Source organism: Sporosarcina sp. 6E9 (assembly GCF_017921835.1).
Classification (GTDB): Bacteria; Bacillota; Bacilli; order Bacillales_A; family Planococcaceae; genus Sporosarcina.
Genome location: NZ_JAGEMN010000001.1, coordinates 502,320 through 518,443, shown reverse-complemented (window position 1 = coordinate 518,443; position 16,124 = coordinate 502,320). Strand labels below are relative to the sequence as shown.

Sequence of the window (16,124 nt, the reverse complement as noted above, 5' to 3'; positions counted from 1 at the left end):
TCACCCCTCCTCCCTATTCATGACTTCGTATAGTACTTCTTCAAATAAGCTTTTCGTTTCTTCATCAACCGTTTCGCCCATCATTTCTTTATAAAATCCAGTAAAGAGTTGGATATCGTCCTTCTTGCCTTGCTCTGTTTTCGTCCCTGTTTCAATGGTCGACTTCGGCACTAACATCTTCCGTTCTACATGCATCGCATTCGGATAGACCGATCGAATCTTTTCCATTGGAAATAAAACCGGCGTCTCGTCAAGAAGTTTTACAAAAACGTAATCCTCGCTAATTGGATGTTTCTGAATTTCTTCGATGGTTCCTTCGACTGTTCGCATATCCCGATTTGGAATCAATTCACGTTTTTCAACTGTGGCATTGCCTCCACCGTCTAATTCAACGATGAAAAATCCTTTATTATGATGTTCTTCTGAAATTGAATATTTAAGTGGCGATCCTGCGTAACGAATGGTTTCATTCAGTACGTAATGGGCTTGGTGTAAATGGCCGAGCGCCGTGTAATGGAATGGCTCAAATAAATGTGCGGAGACGTATTCCGCTCCTCCAATCGCGATTGGTCGTTCTGAATCACTCGTATTCTCTTCACTTTCTCCGCGCTTTGTAACAAAAGCGTGTCCAACAAAGATATGACGTGCTTTGTCATCCATCTTTTCGAAAATACCCTCGGTAATTTTCTTCATGGCATCCTGGTGATTTGAGATTGTTTTATCTTCGTGAAGATGCCTAATCACAGATGGATCCGCAAACGGCACCAGATGAAAATGGACCTCGCCGAACTCGTCCTGTAAAACGACAGGATCAATTTCTCTCGAAACTTGTCCAGCAATGTAATATCCGTTCTTCTGCATAAGCGTACTTCCGAAATGGAGACGCCCCGGGCTATCATGGTTTCCACCAATTGCAATGACAGGAATTTTCATATCCATCACAATTTTCTCAAGAACTTCATCAAGTAGTGCCACCGCTTCTGTTGGCGGAACTGCTCTATCATACAAATCACCAGCAATGACAATCACATCTGGCTTTTCTAATTCTATCGCTTCGATGAATTGATTTAATATATAACGTTGTTCGTCAGTCATATAAACACCTTGAACGAGTTTCCCTAAATGCCAATCTGCCGTATGGAAAAACTTCATAGCTTACATCCCCCTTTGGTACTCTTTCTTACTACTTTACAGCAAATTTGATATTCCTTCTACCTTTCTTCCTATTTCTGGTGAATCATTTGACCTTCTAAATTCTATATGCTTATACTTAAGTGAATCCAATTTAATATGATCCACCACTAGGGGTGCTCGAGAAGAGCTGAGACTGGCATATGCCTAAACCCTTTCAACTTGAACCAGATAATGCTGGCGTAAGGAAGAGGTGCTGACGAATAAATTCTACCCGTCTATTTTCGGCGATTATATTCGACTGTCTTCAACCCACTTCTTCTTCAAGGAGTGGGTTTTTTATTTGGAAAATTTCTTAGGGAGAGTGTTCTACATGAAATTCACTGACCGCTTGCATGGGAAGACATTACCAATTTGGAGACAGAATCATAATCATCCATTTGTAAAAGGAATTGGCGATGGAACTGTTGATCAAGAAAACTTCCGATTTTACATGGTGCAGGATTACTTATATTTGATTGATTACTCAAAAGTATTCGCAATCGGTGCTGTGAAAGCCGACGATGTCGAGACGATGGGGAAATTTGCGGGACTGCTTGAAGGAACTTTGAATACGGAAATGGAACTTCACCGCAAATATGCTGCAAGATTCGGCATTTCCCAAGAAGAGCTTGAAAACGCGAAGCCCTCCCCTATTGTCCTTGCCTATACGCATTACATGTTGCATGTAAGTCAAAAAGGAACGCTCGCGGAAGTTGTCGCAGCTGTACTGCCATGTGCTTGGAGTTATTGGGAAATCGGGAAAGAATTAAACGCCATCCCCGGGGCTGCAGATCATCCACTCTACGGCGACTGGATTCGCATGTATTCATCCGACGCATTCGGTGAGTTAGCAGGATGGTGCATCGATTTGATGAATGAAGTTGCTGATGGAAAACCTGAACACGAGCTACAAAAACTTGAGGAAATCTTTTTAAATACAACACGTTTTGAATACATGTTCTGGGATATGGCAAATAACCAGCAAATGTGGCCAGGCGTTGTAGGCGTTGAAACTGCTAATGTTGAAGTTTAATAATGTTTCGTTTGGCTATGAAGAAAATAATATGATACTAGACGAACTTTCATTCTCAGTTCGTCCAGGTGAATTCATTTCCATCTTAGGAGTTAGCGGGTCCGGTAAAAGCACGATTTTCCGCCTTGTCACCGGTCTAGATAACCCATCGACTGGTGACATCACACTGGAAGACGAGGTAAATGGACACCGGCTTGGCAAAGTGGGCTATATGCCTCAACAAGATTTGCTACTACCTTGGCGAACGATTTTGGAAAACGCATATTTACCACTCGAAATCATTGGCGTTGATAAACAGACTGCTTACAAACAAATAAGACCTTTATTAAAAGAGTTTGGGTTAGCAGGAACAAATGATAAATACCCTTCCGAACTATCAGGTGGCATGAAACAGCGCGTTGCATTTTTGCGCGCTGTTCTTTCCGGAAATCCGCTTCTCTTACTCGATGAACCCTTTTCTGCACTCGATGCAATTACTAAATTATCGATGCAGGAATGGCTGCTTGAGCAATGGGAGAAAAGACAGTCTACGATTCTATTCATCACGCATGATGTAGATGAAGCGCTATTTCTTTCAGACCGTATTTTCTTATTGAAAAATAAACCTGTTACCGCTATTGAGGTAATCACAATTCCACTAGGACGAGAGCGAACGCGCAAAGATTTGCACCGCCCTGATATATTGGATTTGAAAGAGCGTTTGCTTAGTACGCTGCGGAATGAGGTTACATTATGAGGAATACGGCATCTTCATTGATTGTGATAATGTTCTTAGTCCTATGGGAATTTAGCGCAAGGTTAATTGATAAAGCATTCATACTTCCTTCTCCATCTCAAATTTTAGTTCGCCTCTGGGAATTAAAGGACGTGCTATTTTTAATCCACTTGCCGGTGACTTTATTGTCAATCATCATTGGGCTAACGCTTTCAATCATTTTAGGAACAACAATTGCAGTTTGGATGTCTCTAAATACTAGTGTTCAAAGAGCAATCTATCCGATTTTAATTGCATCACAAATGGTCCCGGTGATTGCGCTAGCACCCATTTTCGTTTTATGGTTCGGCTACACAATTTGGAGCAAAGTCGCTGTAGCCGTTTTGATCACGTTTTTCCCAATTACAGTGAACGCCTTTGATGGATTGTCTTCCGGAAAGAAGGATACTAAGGAGTTATTTTTAACAATGGGTGCTACGAAAAAAGATATATTCTTAAAATATTCCGTACCCATTGCACTTCCCCACTTCTTTTCAGGATTAAAAGTAGCCGTAACGCTAAGCGTAATCGGTGCAACAATTGGTGAATGGCTAGGCGCACAAGCTGGACTCGGTTATTTTAGCCGTCGCATGATGACGCAATTCGACGGAGCGGCAGTATTTGCACCGATTTTCGTTCTATCCTTTGTTGGGATTCTATTATTTGTTTGTGTGACATTCATTGAAAAACGCATGTTAAAATGGAGGACAAAAAGTTGAGAAATATTAAAGTAATTTTAGGAAGTATCATGCTTTTATTTGCATTAAGTGCCTGTAATAAAGAGGAAACAGAAAAAGTAAGCATTATGCTCGATTGGTATCCAAACGCAGTACATAGTTTTCTTTATGTTGCTGAAGAAAAAGGCTATTTCGAAGAAGAAGGAATTGAACTGGATATTCAATTCCCAGCTAATCCAACAGACCCGATTAACTTAGCTGCGGCTGGGAAAGTGACGATGGGTATTACCTATCAGCCAGATGTCATCATCGCGAAAACGGAACAAGATATTGCAGTGAAATCGGTCGGCGTACTTGTTCGATCCCCGCTTAATCATTTAGGTTTTTTAGAAGAGACCGGCATTAAGTCTCCTAAAGACCTTGAAGGAAAAACAATTGGGTTCACTGGAATCCCACTTAATGAAGCAATGGTCGAAACGATGATGGAAACGGACGGTGCAGATTTCAATTCGGTTACAATGGTCGATGTCGGATTCGAATTAAGTTCATCAATTGTTTCTGAAAATGCAGATGCAGCTGTCGGAATGTTTATCAATCACGAATTTCCAATGTTGGAATACGAAGGCTATAATCCCGGACATATTGACCCAACAGATTACGGAGTCCCCTCTTTTTATGAACTCGTAGTCGTAACAAGTGATGACACTTGGAATAAAAAGCAAGCGAATATCGAAGCATTTTGGCGCGCGGCTAGAAAAGCGTTCGACGACATGGAAAAAGATCCAGATGAAGCACTCGCGACCTTGTTAAAGCATCAGGATAAAGCGAACTTCCCGCTTATTGAAGAAGTCGAAAAAGAATCGTTATCAATTCTGCTTCCAAAGATGAAATCTAGCGGTAAATTTGGCTATCAGGATGCGGAAGTATGGGAAGTCACTGCAGATTGGATGACAAAAGCAGGTTTACTCACAAAAGAGCCAAGCTTGGACGGGATTTTTGTTAATCTGGAAGACTGAATCAATAAATTACATCAAATTCCGTGTTCGATTTTCGATAATTCTTCGCTATAAACGTTGCTCGATAGTTTAAAAACTGGCAACCACTATTACACGGTGGTTGCCAGTTTCGTCATTAAAAATCAGTTAAAGGTACAATTTCCCCAGTTACCGCATGAACGCCTTCTGCGGCATCCAATAATCCGCATAAAGTATATTTTTCCGTAACGGAATCGTATACGTATGTTGGGGTGAGCGAAATATACGACACTAACTTTTCAAACGCCTCTTCATGGGATACAACTGCATTTTCAGCGGGTTCGAATGTGTCGAAGATCTCGAACACTTCCCCGTTATCTACGTAAATTAGTAAGGTCATCGTTTCTGGATTGATTAACACGACGAGTTTACGATTAAAGACAGACCTGGCCATTTCATCCATGCTGCAAGTCGCTTTGATAAAATGTTCAAGTCGTTGTAGTGTGTCAAGTTTCCACATACCTGATTCCTTTGGAAACTCTGATTGAAAGACATCACGAACAATATCTTTAGATTTTTCGATTTGATCTGATGTCATCACTAGTTTTTCTTCAATGCCTTTCCCTTCAAAAGCATCTTCAACAGTGGCTTCAGAAACTAAATCGATTTGTTCGCGCACCAATTCTCCAGTGAACGGCTGAGTCCATTCGATTACTTCATCCACTTTCACTTCTTCGCGCTCATGATCTAAGAATGGTATAACGCGAGAACCGTCCAAAGTGACATAAACTTCTTCCATTGCATAAATAGGGACGAATTTCTTTTCTGCTTCTAGAGGAAAGTTGACTAATTGCAGTTGTTTTCTTACAAGTGGTTCGATTTCCTCGAGCGTCAATGTGAACTCCGCCCACTCAAGGTCTCCGCTAGATGGAATTGGATCATATAAATTATAAGACGTCAGTTTCCCGTCGTTATCAAACTCTACCTCTATCATTCCAACGGGTGTTATTTCAACTCCCTCGATGTTTGGGCTAAATTGAAAACCGTTTTCTAGAACTTCTGTCATCACAAAATCTTTACCATATGTTAAGCCTGTTTCTGACTCAATCCAATACCCGACCTCTTCTTCTGTTTTCCCTGGAAAATGAGTCATCGTTGAGAAAGATTTATCTTCTACAAAAATAACACTTTCCACAATTTCTTTTTGGATATTATAATCAACTATTGCTGTTCCTTCAGGATTTAAATCTTCCACAAGCTCGCCTGAAAACTCATTCGGAAAAAATTCGATATTAAATTTATAATATGCTTCCCCTAAACTATTACGTTCTTTATGTATTGAATAGGTTTCCAGTTTGTAATCATCGAGTCCATATTTCACTTTAATATCATCAGCAATCTCCTGTATACGCTGGTCCATATCGTCACCTTTTCCATATATAGTTGAAAAAAGCTGAGTGCATAGAGCAATCAGCTTTTTCCTTTATTTATAATATACTTTATCTACATTGTATTTCGCAAATTGCGTGTTAATAATATACGTTTCTAAAATATCGCGTTCCATAGGCTCTTCCACTAACAGAATCTCTATTTTATTTACTTCATCGCGGTGGTTCTTAAGCGGTGAGACATTGTCATTAAAATGCTTGCTCACACGTTGACGAAGTTTGCGCGCTTTGCCCACGAAAAGTAATTCATCTTTATGATTATAAAATAAAATGAGACCGCCTTTATCGCGTGGAATTTCATGAAGATCGATAAAACCATAAACAGGCTTTATCTTCGGTGCATCGGTATTCTCATCTTGTTTTCGTTGAACGATTGTAATATCAGGATTTGGTACTTTGATTGTAATCAATTCACTTTCACGTCCTCTTCTATTCTAGAGCTAAATATTACCACAAAATACTGGAAAAAGCGAAGGACAGCAATCATTAACACATGCTTTTTATAAAAAGGTTTAATTTACCTAAAAGCGCTTCAGTTCCTGCATGGTTTTTCAAATTCGACATCATCCCTTGTATGACCGGTTTCCGATGATTTTTTTCCGAAAGTTCCTCTTTAATTACATCTAAACTAATTAACAAATCCTCATCTTTCACTACATGTTTGAATAACTCGATGTCTTTCAATAACTCATCGGCAGTTATCATCGTGTTACTACCGTTAACACGATAACCTATTAGCTGGTCAGACTTCAAGAATGGTTCGGATAAACCTGCCACAATTGAATCCGTTCGTTCCACAATATAAGCCCCTAGTTCGACATAGTTCAATTCATCTTTATTAAATATGATAATTTCAATATACCCTTTAATAAGCCCACTTAATAAAACGAGGAGATCAGGCATATGTTTACGAATACCATCCCCATAGACTTCAAGCAGTAATCTTTCCTGCACCTTATATGTTCTTTGGCGCAATTCATTGATTAACGCTAACATTTCGGCGTTTCCGGGGCTTGTCTGTTCTCGCATTTGCATCATAATAAAGTCCGAGTAACGTGCAATCTCTTCAAATTGGACACTGAAGAATAATTCGAATCTTTCCCTAGTACCGATTTCCAAGTCCAATAAACCGCCCATTCTGGCAATTAGTTTATCACTAAAGTATTCGAAGATTGAAAACAACAGATTTTCCTTCGATTTAAATGAGAGATAAAAAGCACCTTTCGAAATTCCACAGGCATCTGTAATATCTTGTACTGAAGTCGCATCAAAACCGTTCTCCGCAAATAGTTCAGATGCCTTTTCTATTATTAATACTTTTCTTTTCGTCAAGTTAAACAGCCCCTAAGCCTATTGATGATCTAAAATATCGTTATGCTAGCCCTCCTGACTGACTGGTCAGTTACCGTAATAAAGTATGTTTGATTGCCGGTGAAAAAATTAGTCTTTAAAGAAGTTTAATCATTGACAATTGACTGACTGGTCATTTAATATGAGTGAGTACATCATTAGAAGAATATAAAAGTTAGTTTGGAGGTATCGAATTATCTAACACTGCATTTCATCATTTATATATGTGGAAAATATAATAGTTTTCTAGATTGTTAATAGTAGACATATTTGCTTTATACGCGCGTCGAATGACTGACTGGTTAGTTATTATGATATCGTAATAGAACGAAATAGTCAAAAAATCATTTATTGGAGGGTATTATGAAATCAATTGTAAACTTTGTTATGAAAAATAAGTTAGCTATCTGGCTTCTTACATTCATTATAACAGCTGCCGGTCTTTATTCGGGGACGCAGATGAAATTAGAAACAATACCGGATATTACGATTCCAATCGTTAGTGTCACAACAATTTACCCAGGAGCGACTCCTGAACAGGTTGATCAGGATTTATCGGAACCGCTGGAAAAAGCAGTATCTGGTCTAAGCGGACTCTCTTCCGTAAGCTCTACTTCCTATCAAAATGCATCGTCACTTCAAATTGAATTTAACTATGGTACAGATATGGATAAAGCAACAAGTGAAGTTGAAGAGGCGTTAAAGAATGTCAACTTACCTAGTAATGCAATGGATCCAAGTGTCGGTAGAATAAGTATTAACGCATTTCCAGTTCTCGCAATTAGTGTTTCTGATAAAGATGCGAATCTTGAGGAGTTAACGAAGAAAGTAGAAGATACTTTAATTCCGAGTATCGAAGCCATCGAAGGTGTCTCAAGTGCAACTGCATCTGGACAGCAAATTGAAGAAGTTAGTCTAACTTTCGATCACGAAAAAATGGCTTCACTGAATTTGGATGAAGAAACGGTAAAAATGATTATAAAAGGCTCAGACGTGAAGATGCCTTTAGGACTTTTCCAATTTGGCGATCAAGAACAATCAGTAGTTGTTGATGGAAACATTACAACTGTTGACGATTTGAAAAACATTTTAATTCCCGTGATGCCTGCAGAAATGCCGGGTCAAGGTACAATTCCTGGTATGGAAGGAATGCCTGGCCAAGATGAGATAGGCACCGAGCCTTCAGCGGCGGCAGGACAAAGTGCTGAACTCCCTACTGTTAAATTAGGAGAAATTGCAACGATTGAACTCATCGGAAAAGCAGAATCTATTTCAAGAACAAACGGTGAAGAAGCGATTGCACTTCAAATTATTAAATCACAACAAGCGAATACAGTTGACGTTGTCAATGCTGTGAAAGAGCATGTTGAACAGTTTGAAAAAGAAAATAAAGGTGTAACAATTTCTACAACGTTGGACCAAGGTGAACCTATCGAAGACTCTGTAAATACGATGCTAAGTAAAGCCCTCTTCGGAGCACTTTTTGCTGTACTTATCATCATGTTGTTCCTTCGTAATTTCAAATCGACAATCATTGCAATAGTATCCATCCCGATGTCGTTACTCATCGCGATTATTCTTTTGAATTTGATGGATATTACATTAAACATGATGACACTTGGTGCAATGACCGTAGCAATTGGTCGTGTAATCGATGATTCGATTGTAGTTGTCGAAAACATATTCAGACGAATGAATCTAGCAACCGAAAAACTGAAAGGTAGAGCGCTAGTACGAGAAGCGACACTTCAAATGTTCAAACCAATAACGTCGTCTACACTCGTTACAGTTGCCGTATTCATCCCTATCGGATTAGTTGGTGGAATGGTCGGCGAATTGTTCATGCCATTCGCATTGACAATTGTATTCGCACTAATGGCTTCATTACTTGTAGCTGTTACAATTGTGCCAATGCTTGCACATTCATTATTTAAAAAGCAAATCTATTCAAACGAAGTTAGTTCAAAGGCTGACAAAGGCAAAGGGAAAACAGCTACTGCTTATGAAAAAATATTAAACTGGACATTGAATCATAAACTGATTACATCAGTCATTTCCATTGCTTTACTCGTCGGAAGTTTATTTTTAGTTCCGATTATCGGCGTAAGTTTCTTACCAGAAGAAGAGCAAAAAATGATGTATATTACGTACACACCTGAACCTGGCGAAACACTTGAAGCTGTAAACGAAAACGTTGAAATAGCTGAATCGTATTTAATGGACTTAAAGGACGTTGAAACAATCCAAGTATCTGTTGGCGGTGAAAACCCTATGGCACCAGGCGCCTCTAATGGAGCGCTGATGTTTGTGACATTCAATTCGGATACTGAAGAGTTTACAAAAGTAACAGAAGATACAATACTTGAACTCCAAGACTTATCAACGACAGGTGAATGGAAATCTCAAGACTTCGGTATGGGTGCGAGTAACGCATTAAGCTATTATGTTTACGGAAATAGCATTGAAGATATTGAACCAGTTATCACTGATATCGAAAATATCTTGAAAAATGAAACAGAATTAAAAGATGTTAAAACGAGTCTAGCAAGATCGTATAAAGAATATACACTGGTTGCAGACCAAGAAAAACTAACACAGTTTGGTCTAACAACAGCCCAAATCGGAATGAAACTAAATCCGATGCAACAACGTGAAGTACTTACAAAAATTGCAGATGGCAACAAAACATTTGACGTTTATATTGATGTTGAAGAAACTGAACAGAAAACAATCGATGATTTACTAAAAAATACTGTACAATCTCCTTTCGGCATGGAGGTTCCAATTTCCGAATTTGTTAAAGTGAAAGAAGGAACAAGTTCAGATACAGTTTCCCGTAGAAATGGAAAAATCTTCGCAAGTGCATCCGCAACTATAACAGCAAAAGATGTAACTAAAGTTTCCGCGGACATTCAAAAAGAAATTGACAAACTAGACATCCCTTCAAATGTTGAAGTGAATACTGCCGGTGTTACCGAAGATATCGCAGAAGCCTTTACACAGCTTGGTCTAGCAATGTTAGCTGCAATTGCAATCGTGTATCTCATTTTAGTTGTTACTTTCGGCGGTGGACTCGCACCATTTGCAGTACTATTCTCACTTCCGTTTACAGTAATTGGCGCACTGGTTGGCTTACTCATTGCTGGTGAAACAATCAGTGTTTCATCTATGATTGGCGTTTTGATGCTAATCGGAATCGTCGTCACAAACGCGATTGTCTTAATTGACCGAGTGATTAATATGGAAAAAGAAGGCCTATCAACTAGAGAAGCTATCTTAGAAGCTGGAACGACAAGACTTCGCCCGATCCTGATGACAGCACTCGCAACAATTGGTGCCCTTATTCCATTAGCCATTGGTGCAGAAGGAAGCGGACTTATCTCCAAAGGTCTCGGCGTCACGGTTATCGGTGGGCTAACAAGTTCTACATTACTCACGCTGATATTCGTACCTATTGTTTATGAGTTCTTAGGAAAGTTCCGTAAAAAGAAAGTTGAAGTAGAAACAGAGTAAAATGAAAATGCGTGTCACGATGATTCAGTCGTGACACGCTTTTTGTTTGTAATTGTTGTTAATCGAGTAATACGATTAATGTAGGCTCCCCTTCCCCTCTTACATTCTGCAACGAACGCAAAAACACTGTTTAAAATTAATATTCAAAAACGTTTGACAATCTGAATATTATCATGTAACTTAATAATCAATACTTAAAAGCGTTGAAGAGAAAAGTAGAATGGTCGATTTTTTAACAGAAAGCTTCGGTAGCTGAAAAGAAGCAAAAAATCTTTCATTTGAACAATGGCCTCTGAGCTCTGAGTTGAACATGCAGCGACCTGCATAAGTAGATGTCAGCGGGAGTTGGTTCCCGTTACCAAAACCACAGTCTAGAATTCATCCATATAGAATTCTGTACTTGTTGAGGTTGCTTACGAGAGTTCGCAGCGAATAAAGGTGGTAACACGAGAGATAATCTCGTCCTTTTCAATCTTAGGATTGATTTGGGCGGGATTTTTTTGCACCCTTTTTTACTCCACAAGACTGTTCAGCAGGTTTTTAAGTAAAAAATAACAACGAGGAGTGTTTGGAAATGACAAAAGGTTTATTAGTTTTTCAATCGGATTTTGGTAATAGCGATGGTGCCGTGAGCGCAATGCACGGGGTGGCAAACACAGTTCAACCTGGACTCTCTATTTTTGAAATTACGCATCAAATTCCACAGTACAATTTATGGGAAGCGTCTTATCGATTGCTCCAGACAATTAGATATTGGCCAGAAGGAACTGTATTTGTATCGATTGTCGATCCAGGGGTTGGTTCAGACCGTCGTGCTGTTGTTGCAAAAACCACGAACGGCCAATATATTATAACGCCGGATAATGGTACGCTGACACATGTAAAACAATTCATCGGAATAACTGAAGTTAGAGACATTGACGAGACCGTAAACAGACTACCAAACTCAGGTGAATCTCATACATTCCATGGTCGAGACATTTTCGCTTATACGGGCGCCCGACTCGCTTCAGGCGTGATTAACTATGAGAATGTTGGACCAGCATTCAATACGACTGAAATTGTATCATTGCCACTTAAAAATTCATCAATTGAAGATGAAGTTATTACAGGCAATGTTGACATTATCGATAGACCGTTCGGAAATCTATGGACGAACATTAGCCGGAAACAATTTATTGAAATTGCAGAGCAACATGGAGATTCATTTGAAGTGACAATTACAACGGACGGACGCACAATTTACAACAACATCATGACATACGGTCGCTCGTTTGCAGATTTGCATATCGGTGAACCACTTGTCTATGTAAACTCACTAGACAATATTGGGATTGCGATCAACCAAGGATCTTTTGCAGACGCATATCGTATTGGAACGGGAACGAATTGGGAAGTTGTCATTCGTAAGGCACCGCGTATTGTTTATGAATAAAAAAAGCTTTCGCAGGCATCCAGATCCCGCGAAAGCTTTTTAAATTTCAATAGCGGATGTATCCCCGAAAAACTCGCTATACTTTTGCTTAGTTTTATTTTTAATCTCATCATCAATATGCTGAACTACTTTATAAACGGCTGCCGCAATTACAGTCGCATCATCAGCTAGACCTACTACAGGTATGAAATCCGGTATGAGGTCGACTGGGAAAATTAGATAACCTAACGCTCCGACAATAATCATTTTAGAAGAGTTGGGTACTCTCGGATCTTTAGCTGTGTAAAATAGAAGCAAGCTATAATAGACTGTCTTTTGCCCTGCTTTTTTGCCAAACTTCTTCAATTTATTCCAAAATTTCTTATCAGAATAATGTTTGTCCATATTTTGAATCGCCTTCTCAGAATCCATTGTTCTTAATACTTCCTCATAATCTTTTTTCTCCGACATTTCGAAACCTCCCTGTCCATCATTCTTTTTATTAATCTTACACCGAAATTTGCACCCTGTCATTCGATAGCATTTAGTCGTTAATAGAGCATTCAATGCATCTTCCCGCTGATTATTTCTTAGACATAAAATCATTTATCTGTCGCAAATCAACATTGCCTCCAGATAAAATAGCAACAATATGTTTGTCCTCGACATTTAACTTCCCTGAAAGAATCGCTGCAATTGTCACCGCACTGGACGGCTCGATGACCTGTTTTGTGCGTTCTACTATAAAATGAAAAGCATTTTTTATCTCTTCCTCTGATACAAGTACAAGGTCATCTAGATATTCTTTCACGATAGGAAACGTCAAATCTCCAGGTTGAGATGTACGAAGGCCATCCGCTATCGTTGTTGTTGCAGGAATCGCAGTGATTTCACCCGTTTGGAAAGACAAAAAAGTATCGTTCGCGGTGTCTGGTTCAACCCCGACGACTTTTATCTTCGGATTAAGTTGCTTCACCGCTGATAAAATCCCACTGATTAATCCCCCGCCGCCAACAGGCACGACGATAATCTCAGCATTGGGAACCTGTTCTAATATTTCAATTCCCACCGTTCCCTGTCCCGCAATTATATATGGATCATCATAAGGCGGGATAAAGACGCCATCATTTTGTGCTGCAATTTCCATCGCTTTTGGAATCCGTTCAGCTGAAGTTGTTCCGCATTTAACGATTTTCCCATTGTACGCTTCAATCGCTGCAATTTTCACTGCATTTGCATCTTCGGGAATGACGATGGTCGCTTGAATTCCTAATTTATTTGCCATATATGCAACTGCTTGTCCGTGATTTCCAGAGGACGCCGCCGTAATATATTGCGCTCCCTGTCTCACAGCTTCCTGAGCCTTATTCGCAGCCCCTCGAATTTTGAATGAACCCGTCTTTTGCAAATGCTCCGCTTTCAAGAAAACCCGGTTCCCACAAAGATCATCTAATTGTGCAGAAGTCAGCATCGGCGTGTAATGCACAAATTCTTTATTTCCAAGCTGGGCTTTCTTTACATCTTCCAATGTCACCATCAATAAGGTCCCCCGTTCCCTAAGTACTTATTATACTGGTTCAACATATAATTCTTTATCACGCTCGAATGAAAGGATGTTGTTAGTGAAGTTTCCTGTTCGAATTATTACTAAAAAGATTCCACATAACTCACCGAATGTAAATGTCTATTTTCCCGCCGTTACCAACTTAAATAATCCGGATGCCCAAGCTAAAATCAATCACGGAATCATGACGTTATTAAATGAAATCCTAATCGAGCAAAGTTACTATAAACCCGAACTAGTTGAAATGGTAGCTTACTACGAGATTAAAAATAATCAACGGGGCATTCTTAGTTTAAACCTGATTGTTTACTCCTTTACTGGCGGCGCACATGGCATGACAATTATTAAATCGCTGACATTTGACACCGCCACAGGAAAAAAATATACATTAAAAGACTTGTTTAAAGACGGTAGCAATTACGTAGAACAGATATCTGCGATTATTAAAGTAGACATCAAGAAATGGAAAATTCAATTGCTCGACTAATTCAAAGTCATTCGTCCCGAACATGATTTCTATATTGCGGATACATCCCTAGTTGTTTATTTCCAACTCTATGAGATCACGCCTTATTACTTAGGTTTCCCTTACTTTCCGATACCTATTTTAGATGTCGCAGATATTATAAAACCCAATAGTCCGCTAGATACAATGATTACATTTACCTGATTTTAATATGCGTCGGATATCCATCCCTAGGACAGATATCCGACTTACACTTATTTCTTCACTAAATGACGATCGATTTCAGCGAGGACTTCTCCTATTTTCTGATCATTAATCACAACATCCGCTAAATCGTCGAAATGTGTCGGATCCATATTAACGATTAATAGTTTAGCACCGTTTTCTTTTGCAATTAACGGAAATTGATTTGCCGGTGTGACCGTCAACGAAGAACCTAGCACAATAAAAAGATCCGCTTTTTCACTTTCCTCGACTGCTTTCATGAACGTTTCTTCTGGAAGTCCTTCGCCAAATAATACAATAGAAGGACGTAATTTACCGCCGCATCCGCAATAGAAAGTTTCAGATTCGTACATCTCACTTCCGTATTCTTTCTTACATGTCTCACAATGTACTTTCTGCAATGTCCCGTGAAGCTCCATAACATTCTCAGATCCTGCCTCTGAATGAAAACCATCCACGTTTTGTGTGATAATACTTTGGATTAATCCATCTTTTTCCCATTTCGCTAAAATGTCATGCCCATTATGTGGCTTGCAATCTTTCACGCCGATTACGCGTTCTCGATAAAATTGGAAGAACTTTTCCACGTCGCGATTCAAAGCTTCCGTACTCGCAATTTGTGTAGGATCTTCCTTTTCCCAAAGCCCTGTGTTAGCCGAACGAAAATCTGGCAACCCACTCTCAGTGGACATGCCCGCACCCGTGTACACGACAATATAATTTGATTTCTCTAGTAAATCTACTAACAATCGAATCCCCCTATCCTTTATTTCACTTGAATTATCAATGATTCATCGTTATTTCTTGGAGAATTAACAGAAGATGATACTGGATACGCATCCATTTTCCCTTCATCAAACGGTACAAGTAAATTGCCCAGGAAATCGAAATCTTCTAAATTCGGCGACAACCATGCCGCTTCATCCTCAGGCCTTAAAATGACTGGCATTCTATTATGGACCGGCTTAACCAGTTCATTTGGTTGTGTCGTTATAACAGTGCATGTATGGATTGTTTGTCCTTCAGCCGATTTCCATGATTCCCATAAGCCTGCTAAAGAAAATATATCGTTTGATTTTAATTTAAAACGCATCGGGATTTTTCCATTTTCTGTATTTTTCCATTCATAAAATGAGTCGGCTGGAATAATACATCTTTTCTTTTTAAATGCATTTTTATAACTAGGCCTTTCCGATACTGATTCCGCTCTAGCATTAATCATTTTATAACCAATCTTTTCATCTTTCGCCCATGGCGGTATTAACCCCCAGCGTAAATGACCCAACCTATTTTTCTCACCATCATTCACGATGGCGACCACTTGTTGCGAAGGCGCGATATTATAACTTGGCACATAATCGCTTTCATCGAACGCCGACTCAATATCAAATCGTTCGACAATATCATAATACGGGGCGAATAAAGTAAATCTTCCGCACATAAAATCCACCTCTCACTTTTCGCATGTTTACATTAGTTTATCATTGATATACGCTAGAGTCACAAGAACTGCAATCCGAAAGGACGTCGGCA

16 protein-coding genes, 1 riboswitch and 1 other annotated feature are annotated in these 16,124 nt (G+C 39.3%); of the genes, 8 read left to right on the top strand and 8 right to left on the bottom strand.

Annotation, left to right across the window (positions count from 1 at the left end):
* Positions 1-1,152, bottom strand: a complete 1,152-nt coding sequence (locus J4G36_RS02785) for an exonuclease SbcCD subunit D (RefSeq protein WP_210468477.1) — start codon at positions 1,150-1,152, stop codon at positions 1-3.
* Positions 1,153-1,293: 141 nt separating this feature from the next.
* Positions 1,294-1,397, top strand: a riboswitch (TPP riboswitch).
* 107 nt (positions 1,398-1,504) lie between these two features.
* On the opposite strand from J4G36_RS02785, the gene tenA reads away from it, so the two are divergent.
* Genes tenA through J4G36_RS02765 form a run of 4 tightly spaced genes read left to right on the top strand, consistent with a single transcriptional unit; the run spans position 1,505 to position 4,653 of the window.
* A complete protein-coding gene (gene tenA, locus J4G36_RS02780) occupies positions 1,505-2,206 on the top strand; it encodes a thiaminase II (RefSeq protein WP_210468475.1) in 702 nt (233 codons plus the stop codon).
* Positions 2,193-2,942, top strand: coding sequence for an ABC transporter ATP-binding protein (locus tag J4G36_RS02775; protein WP_210470392.1), 750 nt, complete (start codon positions 2,193-2,195; stop codon positions 2,940-2,942). Before tenA ends, J4G36_RS02775 begins: the two co-directional genes overlap by 14 nt.
* Positions 2,939-3,679 carry an ABC transporter permease gene (locus J4G36_RS02770; protein ID WP_210468473.1) on the top strand — a complete coding sequence of 247 codons (741 nt, stop codon included), beginning with the start codon at positions 2,939-2,941 and terminating at the stop codon, positions 3,677-3,679. Before J4G36_RS02775 ends, J4G36_RS02770 begins: the two co-directional genes overlap by 4 nt.
* Positions 3,676-4,653 carry an ABC transporter substrate-binding protein gene (locus tag J4G36_RS02765; protein WP_246880379.1) on the top strand — a complete coding sequence of 326 codons (978 nt, stop codon included), beginning with the start codon at positions 3,676-3,678 and terminating at the stop codon, positions 4,651-4,653. The genes J4G36_RS02770 and J4G36_RS02765 overlap by 4 nt, the downstream gene beginning before the upstream one ends.
* A gap of 115 nt (positions 4,654-4,768) precedes the next feature.
* On the opposite strand, the gene J4G36_RS02760 is transcribed toward J4G36_RS02765, so the two are convergent.
* From J4G36_RS02760 to J4G36_RS02750, 3 genes are all read right to left on the bottom strand, one after another.
* Positions 4,769-6,031: a hypothetical protein gene (locus tag J4G36_RS02760; RefSeq protein ID WP_210468471.1), complete on the bottom strand. Its 1,263-nt coding sequence runs from the start codon at positions 6,029-6,031 to the stop codon at positions 4,769-4,771.
* A gap of 63 nt (positions 6,032-6,094) precedes the next feature.
* A complete protein-coding gene (locus J4G36_RS02755) occupies positions 6,095-6,469 on the bottom strand; it encodes a nucleotide excision repair endonuclease (RefSeq protein WP_210468470.1) in 375 nt (124 codons plus the stop codon).
* Between the two features lie 76 nt (positions 6,470-6,545).
* Positions 6,546-7,391 (bottom strand): TetR/AcrR family transcriptional regulator, encoded by an 846-nt coding sequence (locus J4G36_RS02750; protein WP_210468469.1) that lies wholly within the window; start codon positions 7,389-7,391, stop codon positions 6,546-6,548.
* 381 nt (positions 7,392-7,772) lie between these two features.
* Here J4G36_RS02750 and J4G36_RS02745 point away from each other — a divergent pair, with 381 nt between their 5' ends.
* A complete protein-coding gene (locus J4G36_RS02745) occupies positions 7,773-10,922 on the top strand; it encodes an efflux RND transporter permease subunit (protein WP_210468468.1) in 3,150 nt (1,049 codons plus the stop codon).
* Positions 10,923-11,116: 194 nt separating this feature from the next.
* Positions 11,117-11,392: a binding site (T-box leader), on the top strand.
* Between the two features lie 104 nt (positions 11,393-11,496).
* Positions 11,497-12,357 carry an SAM hydrolase/SAM-dependent halogenase family protein gene (locus J4G36_RS02740; RefSeq protein ID WP_210468466.1) on the top strand — a complete coding sequence of 287 codons (861 nt, stop codon included), beginning with the start codon at positions 11,497-11,499 and terminating at the stop codon, positions 12,355-12,357.
* Positions 12,358-12,396: 39 nt separating this feature from the next.
* Here the strand turns inward: J4G36_RS02740 and J4G36_RS02735 are convergent, their stop codons facing one another.
* Entirely contained in the window at positions 12,397-12,807 is a 411-nt protein-coding gene (locus tag J4G36_RS02735) for a YkvA family protein (RefSeq protein WP_210468464.1), read from the bottom strand.
* A gap of 112 nt (positions 12,808-12,919) precedes the next feature.
* Complete coding sequence (locus tag J4G36_RS02730) at positions 12,920-13,873, bottom strand: threonine ammonia-lyase (protein WP_210470391.1); 954 nt, start codon at positions 13,871-13,873, stop codon at positions 12,920-12,922.
* Between the two features lie 85 nt (positions 13,874-13,958).
* On the opposite strand from J4G36_RS02730, the gene J4G36_RS02725 reads away from it, so the two are divergent.
* Both J4G36_RS02725 and J4G36_RS18670 read left to right on the top strand, forming a co-directional pair.
* Positions 13,959-14,387, top strand: coding sequence for a PdaC/SigV domain-containing protein (locus J4G36_RS02725; protein ID WP_368668712.1), 429 nt, complete (start codon positions 13,959-13,961; stop codon positions 14,385-14,387).
* A 9-nt stretch (positions 14,388-14,396) separates the two neighbouring features.
* Positions 14,397-14,570: an RsiV family protein gene (locus J4G36_RS18670; RefSeq protein ID WP_368668759.1), complete on the top strand. Its 174-nt coding sequence runs from the start codon at positions 14,397-14,399 to the stop codon at positions 14,568-14,570.
* Positions 14,571-14,620: 50 nt separating this feature from the next.
* Here the strand turns inward: J4G36_RS18670 and J4G36_RS02720 are convergent, their stop codons facing one another.
* Together J4G36_RS02720 and J4G36_RS02715 are read right to left on the bottom strand one after the other, a co-directional pair.
* The gene (locus tag J4G36_RS02720; protein WP_210468462.1) at positions 14,621-15,340 is read right to left on the bottom strand and encodes an NAD-dependent protein deacylase; all 720 of its coding nucleotides are present in this window, start codon (positions 15,338-15,340) and stop codon (positions 14,621-14,623) included.
* Between the two features lie 17 nt (positions 15,341-15,357).
* Positions 15,358-16,032, bottom strand: coding sequence for an SOS response-associated peptidase (locus tag J4G36_RS02715; RefSeq protein ID WP_210468460.1), 675 nt, complete (start codon positions 16,030-16,032; stop codon positions 15,358-15,360).
* Between the last annotated feature and the right edge of the window lie 92 nt (positions 16,033-16,124).